Source organism: Companilactobacillus sp. (genome assembly GCF_022484265.1).
In the GTDB taxonomy this organism is placed as follows: domain Bacteria; phylum Bacillota; class Bacilli; order Lactobacillales; family Lactobacillaceae; genus Companilactobacillus.
This window is the reverse complement of record NZ_JAKVLR010000001.1, coordinates 882,330-896,229: the sequence shown is the minus strand read 5'-3', so window position 1 is coordinate 896,229 and position 13,900 is coordinate 882,330. Positions and strand designations below refer to the sequence as shown.

Annotated in this window: 13 protein-coding genes; all 13 read left to right on the top strand. The window is 39.4% G+C overall.

The annotated features are described in order from the left end of the window. Window positions 1-150 precede the first annotated feature (150 nt). The 13 genes from LKF16_RS04520 (at window position 151) to LKF16_RS04460 (ending at window position 13,860) form a co-directional block, all read left to right on the top strand. The gene (locus LKF16_RS04520; RefSeq protein ID WP_291469048.1) at window positions 151-1,197 is read left to right on the top strand and encodes a sugar-binding transcriptional regulator; all 1,047 of its coding nucleotides are present in this window, start codon (window positions 151-153) and stop codon (window positions 1,195-1,197) included. Window positions 1,198-1,231: 34 nt separating this feature from the next. Further along, window positions 1,232-2,260: a type I glyceraldehyde-3-phosphate dehydrogenase gene (gene gap / locus LKF16_RS04515; RefSeq protein ID WP_291469047.1), complete on the top strand. Its 1,029-nt coding sequence runs from the start codon at window positions 1,232-1,234 to the stop codon at window positions 2,258-2,260. A 108-nt stretch (window positions 2,261-2,368) separates the two neighbouring features. Beyond that, window positions 2,369-3,583 carry a phosphoglycerate kinase gene (locus tag LKF16_RS04510; RefSeq protein ID WP_291469045.1) on the top strand — a complete coding sequence of 405 codons (1,215 nt, stop codon included), beginning with the start codon at window positions 2,369-2,371 and terminating at the stop codon, window positions 3,581-3,583. 20 nt (window positions 3,584-3,603) lie between these two features. Next, a complete protein-coding gene (gene tpiA, locus LKF16_RS04505) occupies window positions 3,604-4,356 on the top strand; it encodes a triose-phosphate isomerase (RefSeq protein ID WP_291469044.1) in 753 nt (250 codons plus the stop codon). 89 nt (window positions 4,357-4,445) lie between these two features. Then, window positions 4,446-5,747: a phosphopyruvate hydratase gene (gene eno / locus LKF16_RS04500; RefSeq protein WP_291469042.1), complete on the top strand. Its 1,302-nt coding sequence runs from the start codon at window positions 4,446-4,448 to the stop codon at window positions 5,745-5,747. Window positions 5,748-5,836: 89 nt separating this feature from the next. Beyond that, complete coding sequence (locus tag LKF16_RS04495; protein ID WP_291469040.1) at window positions 5,837-6,895, top strand: oxidoreductase; 1,059 nt, start codon at window positions 5,837-5,839, stop codon at window positions 6,893-6,895. A gap of 17 nt (window positions 6,896-6,912) precedes the next feature. Further along, window positions 6,913-8,457: a ClC family H(+)/Cl(-) exchange transporter gene (locus tag LKF16_RS04490; RefSeq protein ID WP_291469038.1), complete on the top strand. Its 1,545-nt coding sequence runs from the start codon at window positions 6,913-6,915 to the stop codon at window positions 8,455-8,457. A 73-nt stretch (window positions 8,458-8,530) separates the two neighbouring features. Beyond that, window positions 8,531-8,767 (top strand): preprotein translocase subunit SecG, encoded by a 237-nt coding sequence (gene secG / locus LKF16_RS04485; RefSeq protein WP_010624205.1) that lies wholly within the window; start codon window positions 8,531-8,533, stop codon window positions 8,765-8,767. Window positions 8,768-8,823: 56 nt separating this feature from the next. Continuing rightward, window positions 8,824-9,573 carry an alpha/beta hydrolase gene (locus LKF16_RS04480; RefSeq protein WP_291469037.1) on the top strand — a complete coding sequence of 250 codons (750 nt, stop codon included), beginning with the start codon at window positions 8,824-8,826 and terminating at the stop codon, window positions 9,571-9,573. After that, window positions 9,566-11,932 (top strand): ribonuclease R, encoded by a 2,367-nt coding sequence (gene rnr / locus LKF16_RS04475; RefSeq protein ID WP_291469035.1) that lies wholly within the window; start codon window positions 9,566-9,568, stop codon window positions 11,930-11,932. Before LKF16_RS04480 ends, rnr begins: the two co-directional genes overlap by 8 nt. A 6-nt stretch (window positions 11,933-11,938) precedes the next feature. Then, window positions 11,939-12,409 carry an SsrA-binding protein SmpB gene (gene smpB, locus LKF16_RS04470; protein WP_291469034.1) on the top strand — a complete coding sequence of 157 codons (471 nt, stop codon included), beginning with the start codon at window positions 11,939-11,941 and terminating at the stop codon, window positions 12,407-12,409. Window positions 12,410-12,561: 152 nt separating this feature from the next. After that, window positions 12,562-13,008 (top strand): hypothetical protein, encoded by a 447-nt coding sequence (locus tag LKF16_RS04465; RefSeq protein WP_291469033.1) that lies wholly within the window; start codon window positions 12,562-12,564, stop codon window positions 13,006-13,008. A gap of 258 nt (window positions 13,009-13,266) precedes the next feature. Then, on the top strand, window positions 13,267-13,860 hold the full coding sequence (locus LKF16_RS04460; RefSeq protein ID WP_291469031.1) for a GNAT family N-acetyltransferase: 594 nt from the start codon (window positions 13,267-13,269) through the stop codon (window positions 13,858-13,860). Window positions 13,861-13,900: the final 40 nt, after the last annotated feature.

Below are 13,900 nucleotides of genomic sequence, written 5' to 3'. Positions count from 1 at the left end.
TGATGCCTTGGCACTTGCAAAAATGAACTGACCGTTTATAATAGGAACTGTGCTTGAGAGGTAACAAAGTTTATCCGGGCTTTTATTTTTTGAGTATATGGGTCACAAAAGGACATACAGGGACAAGATTAGTCCCAAGGAGTAAATCAAATGACAATCAATAGTGATTTAGAATTGTTGGATTTGGTTGCTCCCGATTTCATTAAAACAGTCGAGAAACGTTTCAGAATACTGCAAAGTATTAAATTAATGGAACCGGTGGGCCGTCGGGTCCTAGCAGATGACCTTAATGTTACTGAACGAAGCCTTAGAACTGAGACAGACCTTTTGAAAAATCAAGGATTGATTAATTCATCTAAGTCAGGGATGTCTCTAACTAAGACGGGAATTCAAGCCAATGGTCAACTGAATAAGTTATTAGCTGACTTTCAAGGAACAGCACTTTTAGAGCAACAGTTAAGTAAGAAACTAGGAATTGATCGTTGCATCGTACTTCCTGGTAATTCCGATAAGCAATATCGAGTGGTCGACTCATTCGGATTGCGCCTCAACCAGTTGCTCGGATCTATTCTACCTAATGGCAAGAGTTTGATTGCTGTTACTGGCGGTAGCACTTTAGCCAGAGTTGCTAGGAATTTATCACCAAGTCTTTCAAAGAACCGTGATTTATTATTCTTACCAGCTCGTGGCGGAGTGGGAGAGTCAGTAATCATTCAGGCAAACAGTGTTTGTGCTGAAATGGCGAATAGAACGCATGGACAACATCGGGCACTGTATTTGCCCGAGGACATCAGTGAACAGAGCTTCGAATCTTTACAAAATGAAGCTTCAATTAAATCAGTGCTTGATTTAATATATAGATGTGACGTTGTTGTTCATAGCATTGGAACCGCAAGCGTAATGGCTGAAAGAAGAAATCTGTCTGATAAAGACAAGCTAACGATCACCAACAGCGATGCTGTTGCAGAAGCGTTTGGAGATTTCTTTGATCAAGATGGTAAGCTTGTATATAAGGTACCTAGAATTGGACTTCATGTTCGGGACCTTGCTAATATTAAGAATGTAATTGCTATCGCTGGTGGTGCTTCAAAGGCAACTGCTATCGAAGCTTACATGAAGAATGCACCTTCTCACACCATACTCATTACTGATGAGGGTGCCTCAAAGATGATTTTAAGGGATAACCCTTTAAAATAATATATTTTTACTTTCCTGAAGGAGGAATTTTTGTATGACTACAAAAGTTGGTATTAATGGATTTGGACGTATTGGCCGTTTGGCATTCCGCCGTATCGCTGCTCTTCAAGCAGAAGGCAAAACAGATTTGGAAGTTGTTGCAATCAATGATTTAACATCACCTGCAATGCTTGCACACTTGCTTAAATATGATACAGCTCATGGTAACTTCAAATCAGACGCTATCACAGCTGCTGAAGATGGTATCGTTGTTGACGGTAAGAAGATCCCTGTATACGCTGAAAAGAATGCTGCAGACCTTAAATGGGTTGGCAACGACGGTGTTGACATCGTTCTTGAATGTACAGGTTTCTACACATCAACAGAAAAAGCTCAAGCTCATATCGATGCAGGCGCAAAACGTGTATTGATCTCAGCTCCATCAGGTGACATGCCTACAGTTGTTTATGGTGTTAACGATGACATCTTGACTAACGACGTTAAGATTGCATCAGCTGGCTCATGTACAACAAACTGTCTTGCACCATTAGCTAATGCCGTAAACAAAGAATTCGGTATCAAAGCTGGTACAATGACAACTATCCATGCTTACACAGCTACACAAATGCTTCAAGATGGTCCAGAACGTAAAGGTAATGTTCGTGCTGCACGTGCTGCTGCTGCTAACATCATCCCTCATTCAACTGGTGCTGCTAAGGCCTTAGGTCTTGTTGTTCCTGACTTGAAGGGTAAACTTGATGGACATGCACAACGTGTTCCAGTTATCACAGGTTCAGTTACTGAATTAGTTGCAACTCTTGACAAAGAAGTTACAGTTGATCAAGTAAATGCTGCTGTTAAGAAATATACTGACAACAACCCATCATTCGGTTACAACGATGATGAAATTGTTTCATCAGATATTATCGGTACATCATTCGGTTCAGTATTCGACCCAACACAAACACAAATCGTTGGTACAGGCGACGCTCAAGTTGTTAAGACTGTTGCTTGGTATGATAATGAATCAGGATTTACAGCACAAATGGTTCGTACACTTGAAAAATTTGCTAGCTTAAACTAATTTTTAGTTAAATAGCGAAGTTTACAACCTAATTTAGTGAATTAAATTGGCGGAGGGAGGATAACTCCTTCCGTCTTTTTTTTAGGAAAATACTCTGGAGGATTTAAAATGGCAAAACTTATCGTTTCTGACGTTGACGTAAAAGGCAAAAAAGTCTTAATGCGTGTAGATTTCAACGTTCCTATTAAAGATGGTGTTGTCGGCGATACAAACCGTATCGTTGGTGCTATCCCAACAATCAAGTATGTTTCAGAACATGGTGGAAAGGTTATCTTGCTTTCTCACTTGGGCCGTATCAAGAGTGACGAAGACAAGAAAGCTTTATCATTGAAGCCTGTTGCTGCTAAACTTCAAGAATTAAGTGGCATGCCTGTTGAGTTCGTACCTGTTAACGAAGGTAAAGAACTTGAAGATGCTATTAACAACTTGCAAGATGGTCAAATCCTATTGATGGAAAACACTCGTTTCCAAGATATCGATAATGACTTCGGCAAGCGCGAAAGTAAAAACGATCCTAAATTGGGTGAATACTGGGCATCACTTGGCGATGTTTTCGTCAACGATGCATTCGGTACAGCCCACAGAAGCCACGCATCAAACGTTGGTATCTCAACAGCTATGAAGGCTGCTGGCAAACCAGTTGCTGCTGGATTCTTGATGGAAAAAGAAATCAAATTCTTAGGTAACGCTGTTGATAACCCAGTACACCCATTCGTAACAATTCTTGGTGGTGCTAAGGTTTCTGACAAGATCGGTGTTATTGAAAACTTGATTCCAAAATCAGACCACATCTTAATCGGTGGTGGTATGGCTTATACATTCTTAGCTGCTCAAGGCCACAAGATTGGTAAGTCACTATTTGAAGCAGATAAAGTTGATCTAGCTAAGGACCTCCTTCAAAAAGCTGGCGACAAGATCGTGCTTCCTGTAGACCACATCGTTGCTAAAGAATTCTCAAACGATGCTGAAGCAACAACTACTGATGGCGTAGATATTCCTGATGACGAAATGGCATTGGATATCGGTCCTAAGACTGTTGCCTTGTTCAAAGACAAGTTAAACGGTGCTAAGACTGTTGTATGGAATGGACCAATGGGTGCATTCGAAATGAGCAAGTTTGCTGAAGGTACTCTTGAAGTTGGACGTGCCCTAGGTAACTTATCAGATGCTATCACTATCGTTGGTGGTGGTGATTCAACTGCTGCTGCTAAGAGTTTGGGTATTGCTGACAAGCTTACTCACATCTCAACTGGTGGTGGTGCATCACTAGAATACCTAGAAGGTAAGACATTACCTGGTATTGCTTCAATTTCAGACAAATAGTCATTAAGGAGAATTAATTTATGCGTACACCTATTATTGCGGGTAACTGGAAGATGAACAAAAATCCTAAGGAAACCCAAGAATTTTTAGACGGTATCAAAGGTAAATTGCCAGAATCAGGCGTAGAAGCTATTATCGGTGCTCCTGCTATTGATTTATCAACACTTGTTGCAGGTGCTGAAGGTACACCTTTAAAGACTGCTGCTGAAAACAGTTACTTTGAAGACGCCGGTGCATTTACTGGTGAAAACAGTCCATTGGCTCTTTCACAAATGGGCATTGATTTCGTAATCATTGGTCACTCAGAAAGAAGACAATACTTCAAAGAAACTGATGAAGACATCAACAAGAAAGCTCACGCTATCTTGAAGAACAACATGTTGCCAATCATCTGCTGTGGTGAAACACTTGAACAACGTGAAGCTGGAAAAGCTGAAGACTGGGTTACAGGTCAAATCGAAGCTGCTGTTAAAGGCATCTCTGCTGCTGACTTAGCTAAATCAGTTATTGCATACGAACCTATTTGGGCTATCGGTACTGGTAAGACTGCTACTGCTGACCAAGCACAAGAAATGGTTCACGTAATCCGTGAAAAGATTGCTAGCTTGTATGATCAAGATACAGCTGACAAGATCAGAATTCTTTATGGTGGTTCAGTTAAACCTGCTAACGTTAAAGAATTAATGGCCAAAGAGGATATTGATGGTGGACTCGTTGGTGGTGCAAGTATGGATCCTGAATCATTCCTTGCATTAGTTAACTATCAAAAATAATTAATTAAATAAAATAACTTATATTTATTTTGACAAAATTTAGGTTAAAATGAAAATGTATTAAAAATCGTAAAGGAGATTTTTACAATATGTCTGTAATTACTGATATTTTAAGTCGCGAAATTCTCGACTCACGTGGTAACCCAACTGTCGAGGTTGAAGTTTATACTGAATTAGGTGGCTTTGGCCGCGCTGATGTTCCATCAGGTGCTTCAACTGGTGAACACGAAGCTGTTGAATTACGTGATGGCGACAAGTCACGTTTTGGTGGTAAAGGTGTTCTTAAAGCTGTTTCAAACGTTAACGATAAGATTGCTAAGACAGTTATTGGTATGGATGTAACTGATCAAAGAGCTATTGATGACGCTATGATCAAGCTTGACGGTACAGAAAACAAAGGTAACCTTGGTGCTAACGCTATCCTTGGTGTTTCATTGGCTGCTGCACGTGCTGCTGCTGACGAACTTGGCCTTCCATTGTACGAATACTTAGGTGGACCAAATGCTCACGTACTTCCAACACCTATGATGAACGTTATCAATGGTGGTAAGCATGCTGATAACAACGTTGACTTCCAAGAATTCATGATCGTACCTGTTGGTGCAAAGTCAATTCATGAAGCCGTACGTATGGGTTCAGAAACATTCCATTCACTTAAAGCAGTTCTTGAAGCACAAGGCAAGAACACAGCTGTTGGTGATGAAGGTGGATTTGCTCCTGACCTTGACAACAACGAAGCTCCTTTCAAGATTTTGGTAGAAGCTATTGAAAAAGCAGGTTACAAACCTGGTGATGATATCGCTATTGGTTTTGACTGTGCTTCATCAGAATTCTACAACACAGAAACAGGCAAGTATGATCTTAAGGGTGAAGGCGAAAACGGTGCTTCATTGAGCACAGACGAATTCATCGACTTACTTGCAAACATCGTTGACAAGTATCCAGTTATCACAATCGAAGATCCTATCGATGAAAACAACTGGGAAGACTGGCAAAAAGTTACAAAAGCCCTTGGCGACAAAGTTCAATTAGTTGGTGACGACTTGTTCGTTACAAACACTGACTACTTGAAGAAGGGTATTGATATGGGAGTTTCTAACTCAATCCTTATCAAAGTTAACCAAATTGGTACACTTACAGAAACATTCGAAGCTATCGAAATGGCTAAAGAAGCTGGATTCACAGCTGTTGTTTCTCACCGTTCAGGTGAAACAGAAGATACAACAATTGCTGACCTTGTTGTTGCTACAAACGCAGGTCAAATCAAGACTGGTTCAATGAGTCGTACAGACCGTATTGCTAAGTACAACCAATTGATGAGAATCGAAGATCAACTTGGCGAACAAGCAGAATACAAAGGTATCCACAGTTTCTACAACCTTAACAAATAATCATTTTTGATTTAAAAACAGCCCTTCTGGGCTGTTTTTTTTTGCTCAAAATTATATGATTAATGTATGTCTAAACAAGGAGAATTTGTATGTCATTAAAAATTGCTTTTATTGGGTTTGGCAAGTCTGCCAATCGTTACCATTTGCCTTATTTAAATATTCGTCCAGATTTTGAGGTTGCTAAGGTTTATACGCGTAAGCCAGTTGATCTAACCTTGGCTAAACCATATCAAGACAAAGGAACAGTTTTTACAACTGATTTAGATGATATTCTAGATGACCCACAGGTCGACCTAGTAACAATTTGTACGCCTGCAAGTACGCATTATGAGCTAGCTAAGAGTGTTATTTTAGCTAATAAGTCCGTTATCGTCGAAAAGCCTTTCGTTGACAGTGTTGAACATGCACGCGAGTTGCTCGAATTAGGACGTCAAAAGGGCATTTTAGTTACTCCTTATCAAAACCGTCGATTTGATGGGGATTATTTAGCTGTTAAGCAAGTGATCGAACAGGGATTTTTGGGAGACATTTTGGAAGTTGAATCTCATATTGATTATTACCGTCCAGGAACAGTTGTAAAACCTGGTATTAAGGAACAAGGGACCTTTTACGGATTAGGTATTCACCTGATGGATCGGATGGTTGCTCTGTTTGGACGTCCCGATACTGTTGCCTACGATATTCGTAACAACGAAGTGGCAGATGCAGTAGATAATTATTTTGACGTTGATCTTCACTATGGAACACGAAACAAGGTCAAAGTTAAGGCAGAATTTAATGTTGCAACGGATTATCCTCGCTTTATCGTCCATGGAACCAATGGATCATTTATTAAATATGGTGCTGACCAACAAGAAAATGACCTGAAGGCCGGTATTATGCCAGGAACGCCAGGTTTTGGCGAAGACAGTCCAATGTATTACGGAGTTGCTAATTACCATAATTCAAATGGCGATTGGATCAAAAAGCAGATCAAAACTCCGTTAGGCGATTACGGATTGTTTTACGATTCGGTTTATCAAACTTTGATCCACGACCAACCTAAATTGGTCACGGATGAACAAGCTATTACTGACATTGAGCTGCTTGAGGCTGGCTTTATTGCTCCATGGCCTTCAGTTTACAAAATGCCAAAATTTGAAAAATAATTATAAGGGGGAAGTCGATGGAAAAACATGTATCCATTGATGTTTATAAATTAAAGCTTCTCTTAGGTGGGATAGTTGTTGGTATTTTATCTGGTGCCGTCGTCAGCATGTTTCGTTGGTCGATTCAATCATCGTTGACGGTATTCCAACATTTCTACGTAGAGGCAAGAACTAATTGGGGAATAGTTGTTGGACTATTAGCTTTTTTGATTGTCGTCGGAATAATTGTCGGCTTTATGCTGAAAAAAGAACCGAATATTTCCGGTTCTGGTATTCCGCAAGTTGAGGCACAATTAGACGGCGACCTCAAGATCAAGTGGTGGTCAGTACTGTGGAGAAAGTTCGTTGGTGGCATTCTTAGTATTGGACCCGGACTTTTTCTCGGACGTGAAGGACCGGCAATTCAGTTGGGTTCCACAATCGGTCAAGGATTTGGTGAACTCAGCCATGTCGATTCTCCGACCACTAAACGTATCTTGATTGCTAGTGGTGCTGCCGGTGGTCTAGCAGCGGCATTTAATGCACCGCTAGCTGGATGTATGTTTGTGATCGAAGAAATTTATCATAATTTTTCGCCAATGGTCTGGCTGACAGCCTTGGCTAGTGCTGTCAGTTCTAACTTAGTTGCCCTATACGTATTTGGTCTTACGCCGGTACTTGATATACCCTATAAATTCAGTCTCCCAGTGGGAATGTATTGGCACCTGATTGTCTTAGGAATAATTCTAGGGCTGTTAGGACGTTTGTATCAGATAGTTATTTTGTACATGCCCAGTTTGTATGCAAAAACGAAAATTCCACGCAGTTTTCAAGGTTTGATTCCTTTAATTTTATTAGTCCCAGTTGGGATGATGTTCCCAAAATTTATTGGTGGCGGAAATGGTTTGATCGTCAGCTTGAATCACATGAACGTTGGCTTTTGGATCTTGGCCGGTATCTTTATTCTGAGATTTATTTTTTCAATGATCTCTTATGGTTCAGGACTTCCTGGTGGAATTTTTCTTCCTATTTTAAATTTGGGAGCCATTATCGGAGCCGTTTATGCAGTGTTCATGAATCAAATGGGATTGTTGCCAATTTCATATGAAAGTAATTTGATTATTTTTGCGATGGCAGGTTACTTTGCTTGCATCAGTAAAGCTCCATTTACAGCAATTATTTTGGTCACGGAAATGGTTGGGTCGCTCGGACACTTAATGCCATTGGTAGTGATCTCACTGATTGCCTATATTGTGGTTGATATCTTGAACGGTGCACCAATTTATGAAGCTTTGAAAGAAAAACTGACTCTGAATTCTACCTATTTAAACCAAGTCAGCAAATATAATGATCGAATTGAAATTCCGGTCTATGAAGGCAGCAGTATTGATGGAGAATATATTCGCGATATTTCTTTCCCTAAAGAAGTCTTAGTAATTGCGATTTACCGTGGAGAACGTGAGATAATTCCTCGTGGAGACACAGTTGTTAAAGCTGGAGATCGTATCGTCATGATGGTTAACGCTGCTCAGCGTGCGAAATTTAAAAAGAGACTGACGACGCTTATCAATGGAATAGACTAGAATTTTTGAATGTTTTATGTTATTGTTTTAGAAGTGATTTCAGCTTTAAACACCATGAACGGGGGTTTTGCCGGTGTATAATTTATTCGAAGTATTACTAATTATTGTCTCAGTATTGATAATCATTGCCGTATTGATGCAGCCTACAAAGCAACAAGATGCTTTGAACGCTCTATCAGGTGGTGGTGGAGACTTATTTAACAACCAAAAGAAGCGTGGATTTGAAGCTTTCATGGTTAAAGTTACTTATGTGCTTCTAGTACTATTCTTCGCTTTATCACTAGTTTTAGTATATTTATCATCTCACTAGACAAGTCATCCTCCTGAAGAATCTCAGGAGGTTTTTTGTTATAAGGAGTAATTTTGATGAAAATAATTGCACCTAAACCTTTTTATTTTGATAATGGACCTAAGGCAGTCGTTTTGTTGCACTCATTATCGGGAACTCCAAACGATATGCGACTGTTGGGCAGATTTTTAGAACGCAATGGCTATTCAGCTTATGCGCCAATGTTTGCCGGACACGGGACTCGCGAACCTTTAGATATTATTGAAAAAGGCGGACCCGCCAATTGGTGGAAACAAGCTGAAGAAGCGTTAGATTTTTTAAAGTCGCAAGGAAAAACTGAAATATACTTTTTTGGATTGTCACTAGGAGCTATTTTTGCTACCAAGGCAATCGAAAACATGTCCGACGTACTCGGTGGGGGAACTTTTGGCTCGCCACTATTCAATACTAGTTTTAAGATGATACGTTCAGAATTTCTGATCTATGCTCAAAAGGTTTATCAACTAAATGAGCTAGCTGATTCTGAGATCGATAGTAAGCTCGCTGTGATTGACAGCAAGATCGATGGATTTTTAACTAATATTCAAACCGAGACGTTGCAAGTTACTGAGGATCTAAAGAAGATTCATAAACCGTATTTTATTGGTCAAGGAAAAACAGATAAAATGGTCGATCCTCACGGTGCGGATAAGGTACAGTCAATCGTAACAGATGCTGATTTGCATTGGTACGATGCTGGCCACGTCCTAACTATCAATAATGCACATAAAGACTTACAGTCTGACGTATTAAACTTTTTAGAAAAAATTGAGGAAAGAAATGCCTGATAAAGATAATAAATTAATTTCAGATATCCTGGAATTTTTCAGAAGCAACCCAGATCGTCGCTATACTTCTGAACAAATTGAAGATGTATTGAGAATGCACGGAGCTTCAGCATTCAAACGTGTTGTTAAAGCTTTGGCTGTTCTCGAGGGCGAAGGTAAGATCACGCTTACTAACAAAGACGAATTCAAGATGGCTCAACAGACTAAGGTCGTTGAGGGTGTATTTAAGGCCAACGAAAAAGGATTCGGATTTGTTCGCTACGACGAGGTCGAACCAGATGCCTTTATTACTCGTGACCACACTTTGCATGCGGTCAATGGCGATCAAGTAGAAATTCAAATTACAAAACCTTCAAACCCATGGAATGATAAGGGACCTGAAGGTAAGATTACTAAGATCGTTGAACGCTCAGTCGACAAATTAGTGGGTGAATTCCATCCATACAGTGACGTTCAAGTTAAAAAGACTGGCCACTTTGGCTATGTTCAAAGTCATGAAAAACGCTATTCGACTTACATGATCTTTATTTCTGACAAAGGCCTTCATCCACAAATGGGTGATATGGTCCAAGTCTCGATCGATGAATATCCTAACGATGACCATCCACAAAGTATGGAAGGTACAGCACTTGAGATCATTGGTAACAAGAATGATCCTGGCGTTGATATTATTTCAATCGTTTTGGATAACGACATCAATCCTGAATTTCCTAAGGAAGTTCTAGATGCTGCTGAAAAAATCCCCGATCATGTTACAGAGGCTGACCGCGAAGGTCGTAAGGATTTAACTAAGAACACTGTTATCACGATTGATGGGGATGACTCAAAAGACTTTGATGACGCCGTTGAAGTTGAAAAACTTTCAAACTGTAACTTCCACTTAGGTGTCCACATTGCCGATGTTACTCACTATGTTCGCGAAGGTTCGCCAATTGATGATGAAGCCTATGAACGTGGTACTTCAACTTATTTAGTTGATCGTGTTATTCCAATGTTGCCATTTAGATTATCAAATGGTATTTGTTCATTGAACCCTGGTGAAGATCGTCTAGCACTGACTTGTGAGATGGAAATCGACCCTCAAGGAAATGTCTTAACGCACGATATTTTCCCTAGTGTCATCCAATCTAAATATCGTATGACTTATAACAACGTTAACGAGATCTTAAAAGGCGATGTTGAGTTAAATGAAGAATATGCAGATCTAGTTCCAATGCTCAAAGATATGGCTGAACTTCATGAAATTTTATTCAACAAACGTCACGAACGTGGTGCAATTGACTTCGAAGAAACTGAAGCACAAATCATCGTTGATGAAAACGGTAAGCCAATCGACATTAAGCTCAGAAATCGTGGAACATCAGAAAGAATGATCGAATCATTCATGTTGGCAGCTAACGAAACCGTTGCTGAACATTACAACATGAGTCATGTGCCATTCTTGTATCGTGTCCATGAAAAACCTGATGCAGAAAAAGTTAAAAACTTCTTCGAATTTGCTGCTGCTATCGGTGTGCAAGTAAAGGGTAATCTAAAAGAGATCACGCCAAAGATGTTCCAAAATGTTTTGGCCAGTGTCGTTGATACTCCAGAAGAACAAGTTGTAACTATTATGTTGCTAAGAAGTTTGCAACAAGCTAGATATTCTGACCAAGCATTAGGTCACTTTGGTTTGGCTGCAAAATACTATACTCACTTTACTTCGCCAATCAGACGTTATCCTGATTTGATCGTTCACCGAATGGTCCACGAATATGCTGAGAATGGCTTCACTGATAAAGAAAAAGAAAAGTGGGCTGAAAAGCTTCAACCAATCGCTGAACATACTTCAAGTCGTGAACGTAAGTCAATTGATGCTGAACGTGCTGTCGATGATCTTAAGAAGACAGAATACATGGCTGATAAAGTTGGCGAAGAGTTCGATGCTGTTGTCAGTTCAGTAACTAGTTTTGGTATGTTCATTCAACTAGACAATACTGTTGAAGGTTTGATCCATATTTCAAACATGAAAGACGATTACTACGAATACGACGAAAAGAGCATGTCAATGCATGGTCGTAGCACTGGTAAGACTTTCAAAGTTGGACAAGCTATCAGAGTTAAGTTGATCAGAGCTGACGCTGAACAACGTAAGATCGATTTCGAACGTGTCTTAACGCCAGAAGAAGCTGAACGTGCTAAGCAACGTGAGGAAGAATTCCAAAAACGTCGTAACAGTCATTCACGTAGTACTTTCCGTGGCAATGGTCGTGGAAGCAAAGGTGGAAATGGCAAAGGCGGTCACAATAACCATCGTGGCGGCGGACACGGTCGTTCAAACAATAATAATAAGAGACGTGGTAAATACGAAAGCAGGTGATGAACTGTGAAGAAACATCATGAAAAATCTGCGAATGAAGTAGCAACCAACCGTAAAGCTAGACATGATTATAAAGTCCTAGAGACTTATGAGGCTGGAATGGAGTTGACCGGTACTGAGATCAAGTCTATTAGAGCCCGTAAGATAAATATCAAAGATGGCTTTGTTCAGTTAAGGGATGGCCAATTATGGCTTGAGAACGTTAATATCGCCATCTATGACCAAGGAAACCAATTTAATCATGATCCATTGCGGAATCGTCGGTTATTGCTTCACAAGAAAGAAATTCATCGAATTGCCGGAAATATCCAAGAAAAAGGTATCACCATCATTCCTTTGAAAGTCTATTTAAAACATGGCTTTGCCAAAGTACTGATCGGTGTTGCTGAAGGTAAAAAGCAATACGACAAACGAGAAACAATCAAAAAACGCGATCAAGAACGAGAAATCCAACGTGCAACTAAGATACGTTATTAGGACTCATTCTGATGGCGTTTTTTTGAGTGTTTATAATTCGAAAAAACTAATGAATATGATAGAATTTGCTTATGATTAAAAATAAAAGTAGCTCTAATCTAACCCGGAAACATTTTTTTGATACTGCTCAATCAACCTTGTCCAGTAGGATTTTGAAAAAATATTCAATGACGGATCTAGAACGACAATCTGAAAAGAGTCGTAGCGTGCTTTATTATCACTTTAGCTGCATGGATGATTTTTATTTTGATTTTTTTGAAGAAAAGATCGTCGCAGAAGTTGCCAAAGATTGTCATAATTATCAGGAATTGGTGATATCTGCGGTTGATTATATTTTGGAGAATAGATATTTATGTCTCAATATCTATCGACTAAGCAAGATCATGGATCATCCTGATTATTTATTAGATTTGTGTACGATGGCATTTAACGAATATGAGATACCTCATCATAAATTGAAGTCGCAACAAGCTCATTTAATGGGTGGAATCGTTCATACCTTGAGGATTTGGCTAGAAAGTGATCTTAGAACCAGTCGCGATGAAGTGATCAATCGTTTGCTCGAACACTGTAATCTACTCAAAAATCATCAAAAATAGTTGATCAGAATTTCAAAAGTGTCCAATTTCTGAACATTTTCAAAAAAATGCATATTTTCAGAAAACTGACAATTCGATATTCTATGATTGTAAAGAGGAAGGACAACTCTTTACTAAAAATATAAGGATGAGCTGTGTTCCCTAATGTCCGTTAAATATGAATACAAAAAGCCAGATATTATCATATATCTGGCTTTATTAATGCAATAATTTTGTTATTTAACAATATTCGTGTATGATATTATCCGAGGTGAAATAATGTTTAGATATGCAAAAGAGGATGATGTCGAGCAGATATTGCCAACCCTTTTTCAAATCTTTGATGAAATGGAATTAGATGTCTTCAAAGAAGTTGGTAACGACATGATGGAACAAGTCATCAGGGAAGGATTTGAATTACCTAACTATCGTTATGGTCTAGATCATATCCTTGTCAATGAGATCGACGGGAAGGTAGCTGCAATCGCAATCAGTTATCCTGAAGATGAAGAAGATGGCATTGATGCCCCTCTAGTTAAAATATTGAAAAAACATGGAATCAACAAAGACACTTTATTTACAGACAAGGAAGCTTGGCCAGGCGAATGGTATTTGGATTCATTTGCTGTTGCACCTGAGTTTCAAAATCAAGGTATCGGAACTGAGACGTTAAAGAGCTTCATCGACTTGATTCGCGACCGTGGAGAAAAGGTCTTGAGTTTGAACGTGGACGTTGAAAATGCACCAGCTAAGCACGTTTATGACAAAGTCGGTTTCAAGAAGGTCGGTCAATTATATATTGGAAGCCACTTATATGATCACATGCAATACAATTTGGAAGAGGTAGCTACTAAAGCTAGCCAAATCGCATAATACAAAATACAAAAGAGCTCTAAACCTGTTGGTTTAGAGC

Coding starts and splice junctions, on each gene's coding strand:
- LKF16_RS04520 (WP_291469048.1), top strand. CDS start 151: ATGACAATCAATAGTGATTTAGAATTGTTGGATTTGGTTGCTCCCGAT.
- gap (WP_291469047.1), top strand. CDS start 1,232: ATGACTACAAAAGTTGGTATTAATGGATTTGGACGTATTGGCCGTTTG.
- LKF16_RS04510 (WP_291469045.1), top strand. CDS start 2,369: ATGGCAAAACTTATCGTTTCTGACGTTGACGTAAAAGGCAAAAAAGTC.
- tpiA (WP_291469044.1), top strand. CDS start 3,604: ATGCGTACACCTATTATTGCGGGTAACTGGAAGATGAACAAAAATCCT.
- eno (WP_291469042.1), top strand. CDS start 4,446: ATGTCTGTAATTACTGATATTTTAAGTCGCGAAATTCTCGACTCACGT.
- LKF16_RS04495 (WP_291469040.1), top strand. CDS start 5,837: ATGTCATTAAAAATTGCTTTTATTGGGTTTGGCAAGTCTGCCAATCGT.
- LKF16_RS04490 (WP_291469038.1), top strand. CDS start 6,913: ATGGAAAAACATGTATCCATTGATGTTTATAAATTAAAGCTTCTCTTA.
- LKF16_RS04480 (WP_291469037.1), top strand. CDS start 8,824: ATGAAAATAATTGCACCTAAACCTTTTTATTTTGATAATGGACCTAAG.
- rnr (WP_291469035.1), top strand. CDS start 9,566: ATGCCTGATAAAGATAATAAATTAATTTCAGATATCCTGGAATTTTTC.
- LKF16_RS04460 (WP_291469031.1), top strand. CDS start 13,267: ATGTTTAGATATGCAAAAGAGGATGATGTCGAGCAGATATTGCCAACC.